The organism is Mesorhizobium qingshengii (assembly GCF_900103325.1).
Taxonomy (GTDB): domain Bacteria; phylum Pseudomonadota; class Alphaproteobacteria; order Rhizobiales; family Rhizobiaceae; genus Mesorhizobium; species Mesorhizobium qingshengii.
Map to the genome: position 1 here is coordinate 259,676 of NZ_FMXM01000009.1, position 7,789 is coordinate 267,464.

A 7,789-nucleotide genomic window follows, 5' to 3' on the forward strand; every position below is an offset into this window, starting at 1 on the left:
TGGGCCTCGCGGGCAATCCAGAAATTATGGACGCCGCTTTAGCTTTTCTTGATCGATTCGCGTGTCACCACCGCGCGGTGGCTGGGCAAGGCGGCGCCCCGTCGCGCCGGGGTCGTTACGCCGGGGTCTTGCGTCCATATGGAATCCTGAGCCACGCCCGTTCGTGGAAATAGTAGAGCAGCGATTTGGTGACGACCTCGGTCAGGCCGATGGTGGCGGCGAGCTTGAGGCTTCCGGTCACGACCAGCGAAATGATCATCGTGTCAATGGTGCCGGTCACGCGCCAGGAAAGCGCCTTGGCGAAACTGCGCGAATGGGTGTCCATCGATTTCCTCCGAAAGGCTGGGCCAACCGACCCTTATCCCGACTGATGGAAACAGAGCAAAGATATTTTGCCGCCGAAACGAGGACGGGCGCGCGATGGCTGTGAATCAGCTCGCCTTCAGCCGCGACCCGGTGAGCAGGCCACGCTCTTCCAGCACGGGATAGGCCATCGAGGCGAGCAGGGAGTTGATCTGCTTCAAGTCGCGGATGGTGTCGAGGTGGATCGAGCTGGTCTCGACGCTCTTGGCGGTGCCGTCGCGCAGACGCACGAAATGGCTGGCGCTGGTTTCCTTTTCGCGATCGCGCAGCTGGTCCTTTTCCAGCACCAGCTGGCGGGCGGTTTCGGGATCGCGCGATACCAGCACGTTGAAGGCAAGCCGCGCATTGGCGAGCACCGAGGCGTGGAAGGCGCACAGTTCGCGCCAGCCTTCGTCGGTGAATTCCAGCCCGCGGTCGAGCTTCTTCTTCACATGCACCAGCATGTTGCGCACGATGATGTCGCCGACCTGCTCCAGCTTGACGCAGGCGCCGATCAACTCCTGGCAGCGCAGCGCCTCGTCCTCGGTCAGCGGGTTCTTGGTGACCTTGGCCAGATAGAGCTTGATCGCCGCGTGCTTGCGGTCGACACGGTCGTCAAGGGCTGCCAGAGCCTTGATCTTGTCGGCGTCGGCGCTCTCATAGAGCTCGATGATACGCTTGAGCATGATCTCGACCGTCTCGCAGACCCGCACCACCTCGCGGGTGGCGTTGGCCAGAGCCTGGCTCGGCACGTCGAGCGCGCTTTCGTTGAGCGCCGACAGCTCGACAATGTCGAGCGTGCCGGCCGGCGCCGGCCTGGTGCCCAGCGCGACGATCTTCTCCGAGGCGCGGTAGACGAACCCGGCCAGCGGCAGGCCGGCCAGAAGGATCAGCACATTGAACAGGATGTGGGCGTTGACGATCTGGTCGGCCGCCGTCGAACCGAGGAAGGCGAAGTGCGGCCTGAAGATCATGACCACGATCAGCATGACCAGCGAGCCAAGCCCGCGCATCAAGAGGTTGCCGATCGGGACGACACGCACTTCGGGGCTCGACGAGCGGGTCAGCATCGGCGCGATGATCGAAGAACCGAGATTGACGCCGAGGATGAGAACGACGCCGAGTTCCGGCGTGATCAGGCCACGGCCGGCCAGCGTTGCCATCAGGAGAACCGCCGCGATGCTCGACTGGAACAGCCAGGTGATCAGTGCCGCCAGCAGATAGGCGGTGATGGAATCGCTGGAAAAGTAATTGATGATGACCGGCAGGAGCTGGCTGTTGCGCAGCGGCTCCGATGCCTGGCCGATCATTTCCAGCGACAGGATCAAAAGGCCGATGCCGACCAGGATGCGGCCGGACTGGCGCCAGTCGCGCCGCTCGGTGGCCATGAACATCACCGTGCCGGTGATCAGGCAGAGCGGCACCAGCAGCGTGAGATCGAAGGTGAGCAGCTTGACCACCAGCGCCGAGCCGATCTCGGCGCCGCGCACGGCAAGCTGGCCGGCGGCGCCCGAGACGATGCCGGAGCCGGCGAAGGAGCCAACCAGCAGCGTGACGGCGGTGGAGCTCTGCAGGGCGATGGCGAGGCCGGTGCCGGCCAGCACCGCCATGATCGGATTGCGCATGGTGGCGCGCAATTTGTGGCGCAGCACGTCGCCATAGGCGCGTTCGACGCCGGTCTTCACCATGCGGGTGGCAAACAGCATCAGCGCCACCGCGCCGGCCAGATGCAGAAGGACGACGGAACCGCTCATTGCGGCGCCCGCACGCAGGCAGGGGACGCGACGCGATGAGCGTGGCGAACGAGGTGAAAAACAGGATTACGAATCATGATCATAACAGTCGTCGATAATAGCTCGAATATTTTAGCCGGATAATAAAATCTTGTCGATTTCAAGGGTCCGTTGCGGCGCGACAGGCCGTGTCGGAAAATGGACGGACGCGCAGATGGTTGCATTGCCAAGCCGCGGTCGCGCCGCGGATCGGCCGGGTTGCCACGCCTTTGGCGCCTGGCTTTGCGACGATGTTCAATTCTCCACGGTAAACTAATGAATTCATTACATAATTGTAATTCTGGTATTCAGTTTCGGTTCATCCTGCGGCGACTATCCCTTGGGCATCGACAACCAAGGAGACTTCTCATGAAACGCATTGTCCTTTCCGCCCTCGCTTTCACGATGCTGGCTGCCACGTCGCTCACCGGCCAGGCCGCGCCGATGAATGCCCCTAGCGCTCCGCAGTCGAACTACAGCCAGGTCGACTGGCAGAAGCCCGGCCACCACGCCGATGTGAAGAAGCGCGTCTTCAAGAAGAAGGTCGTCGTGAAGCGCAACCACTGGCGCTATGGCCAGAAATATTCGAGCTGGAAGCGTCATCAGCCGATCCGCGACTATGGCCGCTACGGCCTGCATCGCCCCGGCCGCGGCCAGGAATGGATCCGCGTCGGCAACGACTATGTTCTGGTCGGCATTGTCTCCGGCATCATCTTCGGCGCACTCGCCGCGCAGTAAATCCCGGCCAGGCCAGCAACCGGCCTGGAACTGAAAAGAGAAGGTGGCCCGCAAAGGCCGCCTTCTTTTTTGCCCTGTGGAAACCGGGTATGGTCCGCATTAGGGGTCGTCGGCCCCGACAGGCATGATTATATGAGCGGGAAACGAGTTACCCGATGCGCTTTCCGCCCGCCTTCCTCGACGAGATACGCGACCGCGTGCCGATTTCATCGGTTATCGGCCAGCGTGTCGCGTGGGACAGGAAGAAGACCAACGCGCCGCGTGGCGATTATTGGGCCTGCTGCCCGTTTCATGGCGAGAAGAGCCCGTCCTTCCACTGCGAGGACAAGAAGGGCCGCTACCATTGTTTCGGCTGCTCGGTCTCGGGCGATCATTTCAAGTTCCTCACCGAACTCGACGGGATGAGCTTTCCCGAAGCGGTCGAGAAGATCGCCGACATGGCCGGCGTGCCGATGCCTGTTCGCGATGCGCAGGAGGAGCGGCGCGAGAAGGAACGCGCCAGCCTGACCGACGTCATGGAGATGGCGACCGTCTTCTTCCAGGAACGGCTGCAAGGGCCTGAAGGGGCGAAAGCCCGCGCCTATCTGCGCGACCGTGGGCTGACACCGGCGACGCAGCAATCGTTCCGGCTCGGCTTCGCGCCCGACAGCCGCAATGCATTGAAGGAGCATCTCGCCGCCAAAGGCGTTCCGAAGGCCGACATCGAGGCCTGCGGGCTGGTGCGCCACGGCGACGACATTCCGGTTTCCTATGACTGGTTCCGCGACCGCATCATGTTCCCAATCCCGGATTCGCGCGGCAAGATCATCGCCTTCGGCGGGCGGGCGCTGGCGCCCGATGCCTTGGCCAAATACATGAACTCGCCCGACACCGAGCTCTTCCACAAGGGCAATGTGCTTTATAATTTCGCCCGCGCCCGCCAAGCGATGGCCAAGGGGGCGCTGGCCAAGGGCGGCACGGTCATCGCCGTCGAAGGCTACATGGACGTGATCGCGCTGGCGCAGGCCGGCTTCGAGAATGTCGTGGCGCCACTCGGTACCGCGCTGACAGAAAACCAGCTCGAGCTGCTTTGGCGCATGGCGCCGGAACCGATGCTGTGCTTCGATGGCGACAAGGCCGGGCTGAAGGCGGCGTGGCGGGCCGCCGACATGGCGCTGCCGTCGGTGCAGGCCGGCCGCTCGGCGCGCTTCGCGCTGCTGCCGGAAGGCAAGGATCCCGACGATCTGGTCAAGGCCGAGGGGCCGGACGCGTTCCGGGCCGTACTGGCCGACGCGAGGCCGCTGGTCGACCTTCTGTGGATGCGCGAGACGGCGGGCGGCGTCTTCGACACGCCGGAGCGGCGGGCGGAGCTGGAGAAGACGCTGCGCGAGCTGACCAGCCGCATCCGCGACGAAAGCCTGCGCTACCACTATCAACAGGAGATGCGCGAGCGCGTGCTGAGCTTCTTCGGTTCGCAGCGCGGTGCGCGCCATGGGCGTCAAGATGGCGGCCGGCCAGGCGAGCGCGGCCAGGGCAAGGCGGCCGCACCCGGCGGACAGTTCGCCAAGAGCGGTGGCGGCCGCATCGCGATCACTCAAAGCCTCGGCCAGTCGGCGCTGGTCAAACGCGGCAGTGAGGGGATGTCGATGCGTGAGGCGACGATCATCGTCGCGCTGGTCAACCATCCGGCGCTGATCGACGAGAATTTCGCTCATATCGAGTTTCTTGATCTCGCCAACTCCGACCTGCAGCGGCTGCACGCCGCCATTCTCGACGCGATGGCGCATGACATGGCCAATGACCGCCACGCCGTGATCGCGACAATCGAGCGCGCCGGCTGTGCCGAGATCTGGGAGCGCGCCGTCGGCCTGATCCGGCGGGCGCGGCAGTGGCCGGCGCTGGAGACCGCCGCGCTCGAAGATGCCCGCGACGCTTTCAGCCAGGCGCTGCACTTGCAGCGCAGCGCGCGTACCTTACATAAGGAGCTGAAACAGGCGGAAGCGGCGCTCGCCACCGATCCCACGGACGAAAACTATCGGCACCTGATCGAAATTCAGGCGCAATTTCAGGATGTACAGGCGACGGAAGCGCTGATCGAAGGATTCGGCGTGTCCTCGGGCAGGGCCGGGCGGGCTTAGAGCATGATCCCGAAAAGTGGGAAACATCATGCTTCCACCAAAAGAAAGATAGAGCCGATTCCGGCCCACCGGGGCGGAATCGGCTCAGGCACGAAGAGTGAAATGTGAAAGCGTTGTTGCGCGTGCGATCGGCGCGTGGCGGGCTAAGTCGGGTAATTGATTCGCTTTTTTCATGCGAATCATGCGAGAGGCGCTTGACCTTCAGACAGAATGGCGGAATCAGGTCGATTCGAAACGTTAACCCGCACCCGCGTCGACGGGAAATGCAGCGATGTGAGGTACTGGTCACTGGACAGGTAGGCTGCCTGCCACAGATATCAGGGTTAATCTGGACTTAACGTAGATGCAGTTACTGGCCCGGTGAAGCGCGTTCACAAGCGAGCGCATCCGATTTGACTGGTTCGGCAGCTTACGCGGCCTCGATGTTCGGCCGCTAGGAGAAGAAAAAGACTATGGCGACAAAGGAAAAGGAAGAGGTCGAAACCGAACGCGAAGGCGCCACCGATGGCCCTCTGCTCGACCTTTCCGATGATGCTGTCAAGAAGATGATCAAGGCCGCCAAGAAGCGCGGCTATGTCACCATGGACGAGCTGAATTCGGTGCTGCCGTCGGAGGAAGTCACCTCCGAGCAGATCGAGGACACGATGGCGATGCTGTCCGACATGGGCATCAACGTGGTCGAGGACGACGAGCAGGGCGAGGAGCCGGAAGGCGGTGATACCGCCGCCGACGCCGAGGAAGACGCCAACGAACTGGCTGAGCAGACCGGCACCGCCGTTGCCGCCACCACCACCAAGAAAGAGCCGACCGACCGCACCGACGATCCGGTGCGCATGTATCTGCGCGAGATGGGCTCGGTCGAGCTTCTGTCGCGCGAAGGCGAAATCGCCATCGCCAAGCGCATCGAGGCCGGCCGCGAGACGATGATCGCGGGCCTGTGCGAAAGCCCGCTGACCTTCCAGGCGATCATCATCTGGCGCGACGAGCTCAACGAATCGAAGATCCTGCTGCGCGAGATCATCGATCTCGAAGCCACCTATGCCGGCCCCGAAGCCAAGCAGGCGCCGGTGGTCGAGCGCATCGAGGAGGCCAAGGTCGAGGAAAAGCCGCGCCGTTCGCGCGACGAGGAAGACGACATCACCAATGTCGGCGCCGACACGCGCGGCCTGGTCGATGACGACGAGGAAGACGAGGACGAGGCGAGCCTGTCGCTGGCGGCGATGGAAGCAGAACTGCGCCCGCAGGTGATGGAGACGCTCGACGTCATCGCCGACACCTACAAGAAGCTGCGCAAGCTGCAGGACCAGCAGGTCGAGAACCGGCTGGCCGCCGCCGGCACGCTGTCGCCCAGCCAGGACCGCCGGCTGAAGGAGCTGAAGGACCAGCTGATCAAGGCGGTGAAGTCGCTGTCGCTCAACACGGCGCGCATCGAGGCGCTGGTCGAGCAGCTCTACGACATCAACAAGCGCCTGGTGCAGAATGAAGGCAAGCTGCTCAGGCTGGCCGAAAGCTATGGCGTGCGCCGTGAGGAGTTCCTGAAGGAATATCAGGGCTCGGAGCTCGACCCGAACTGGACGCGCTCGATCGGCAACCTGACCTCGCGCGGCTGGAAGGAATTCACCAAGAACGAGAAGGACGCCATCCGCGACCTGCGCGCCGAGATCCAGCATCTGGCGACCGAAACCGCGATCTCGATCCTGGAATTCCGCAAGATCGTCAACCAGGTGCAGAAGGGCGAGCGCGAAGCGGCGATCGCCAAGAAGGAAATGGTCGAGGCCAATCTGCGCCTCGTCATCTCGATCGCCAAGAAATACACCAATCGCGGCCTGCAGTTCCTCGACCTGATCCAGGAAGGCAATATCGGCCTGATGAAGGCGGTCGACAAATTCGAATACCGCCGCGGCTACAAGTTCTCGACCTACGCGACATGGTGGATCCGGCAGGCGATCACGCGTTCGATCGCCGACCAGGCACGCACCATCCGCATTCCGGTGCACATGATCGAAACGATCAACAAGATCGTGCGCACCTCGCGCCAGATGCTGCACGAGATCGGCCGCGAGCCGACGCCGGAGGAACTGGCCGAAAAGCTCGCCATGCCACTCGAAAAAGTGCGCAAGGTGTTGAAGATCGCCAAGGAGCCGATCTCGCTCGAAACGCCGGTCGGCGACGAGGAGGATTCGCATCTGGGCGATTTCATCGAGGACAAGATGGCGATCCTGCCGATCGACGCGGCGATCCAGGCCAATCTGCGCGAAACCACGACGCGCGTGCTGGCCTCGCTGACGCCGCGCGAGGAGCGCGTGCTCAGAATGCGCTTCGGCATCGGCATGAACACCGATCACACGCTGGAAGAGGTCGGCCAGCAGTTCTCGGTCACCCGCGAACGCATCCGCCAGATCGAAGCCAAGGCGCTGCGCAAGCTCAAGCACCCGAGCCGGAGCCGCAAGCTGCGCAGCTTCCTCGACAGCTGATATTTCACGAACAACCACGATTTGAAGGGCGCCAATGGCGCGGTGGGTTCAATAGGTCATTGCAACACCTTCTGTAGCCTATCGGCGGGCGTTTCGAAGTCCAGGATTTTTCGGGGGCGCTGATTGAGCCGCAGGGCAACGGCGTTGAGTTGGTCCTGCGAGACGTGGGAGAAGTTGGTAGCTCTGGGGAAATACTGCCTGAGCAGACCGTTGGTATTTTCGTTGCTGCCGCGCTGCCAGGGACTGCGCGGATCGCAGAAGTAGACCTGTAGGTCGGTGGCAACGGTGAAGCTCTTGTGCCGAGCCATCTCCTTGCCCTGGTCCCATGTCAACGAGCGCCGCAACT

The 7,789-nt window shown here is 62.9% G+C and carries 6 protein-coding genes; 3 read left to right on the forward strand and 3 right to left on the reverse strand.

Translation table 11 applies throughout. The annotated features are described in order from the left end of the window. Window positions 1-115 precede the first annotated feature (115 nt). Together BLS48_RS16945 and BLS48_RS16950 are read right to left on the reverse strand one after the other, a co-directional pair. Entirely contained in the window at window positions 116-325 is a 210-nt protein-coding gene (locus tag BLS48_RS16945) for a DUF2061 domain-containing protein (protein ID WP_091579402.1), read from the reverse strand. A gap of 106 nt (window positions 326-431) precedes the next feature. Further along, window positions 432-2,096, reverse strand: a complete 1,665-nt coding sequence (locus BLS48_RS16950; protein WP_091579405.1) for a Na/Pi cotransporter family protein — start codon at window positions 2,094-2,096, stop codon at window positions 432-434. Window positions 2,097-2,483: 387 nt separating this feature from the next. On the opposite strand from BLS48_RS16950, the gene BLS48_RS16955 reads away from it, so the two are divergent. The 3 genes from BLS48_RS16955 (at window position 2,484) to rpoD (ending at window position 7,443) form a co-directional block, all read left to right on the forward strand. Further along, complete coding sequence (locus tag BLS48_RS16955) at window positions 2,484-2,852, forward strand: RcnB family protein (RefSeq protein ID WP_091579408.1); 369 nt, start codon at window positions 2,484-2,486, stop codon at window positions 2,850-2,852. Window positions 2,853-3,007: 155 nt separating this feature from the next. Further along, entirely contained in the window at window positions 3,008-4,969 is a 1,962-nt protein-coding gene (gene dnaG / locus BLS48_RS16960; RefSeq protein ID WP_091579410.1) for a DNA primase, read from the forward strand. 452 nt (window positions 4,970-5,421) lie between these two features. After that, complete coding sequence (gene rpoD / locus BLS48_RS16965; RefSeq protein WP_091579413.1) at window positions 5,422-7,443, forward strand: RNA polymerase sigma factor RpoD; 2,022 nt, start codon at window positions 5,422-5,424, stop codon at window positions 7,441-7,443. 56 nt (window positions 7,444-7,499) lie between these two features. On the opposite strand, the gene BLS48_RS16970 is transcribed toward rpoD, so the two are convergent. Beyond that, window positions 7,500-7,789, reverse strand: a 290-nt coding sequence (locus BLS48_RS16970) for an IS30 family transposase (protein WP_143019440.1), incomplete at its 5' end; no start/stop codon positions are given.

Bases quoted from the DNA above. Each gene is read 5' to 3' on its own strand.
- BLS48_RS16945 (WP_091579402.1), bottom strand. From the start codon at position 325: ATGGACACCCATTCGCGCAGTTTCGCCAAGGCGCTTTCCTGGCGCGTG.
- BLS48_RS16950 (WP_091579405.1), bottom strand. From the start codon at position 2,096: ATGAGCGGTTCCGTCGTCCTTCTGCATCTGGCCGGCGCGGTGGCGCTG.
- BLS48_RS16955 (WP_091579408.1), top strand. From the start codon at position 2,484: ATGAAACGCATTGTCCTTTCCGCCCTCGCTTTCACGATGCTGGCTGCC.
- dnaG (WP_091579410.1), top strand. From the start codon at position 3,008: ATGCGCTTTCCGCCCGCCTTCCTCGACGAGATACGCGACCGCGTGCCG.
- rpoD (WP_091579413.1), top strand. From the start codon at position 5,422: ATGGCGACAAAGGAAAAGGAAGAGGTCGAAACCGAACGCGAAGGCGCC.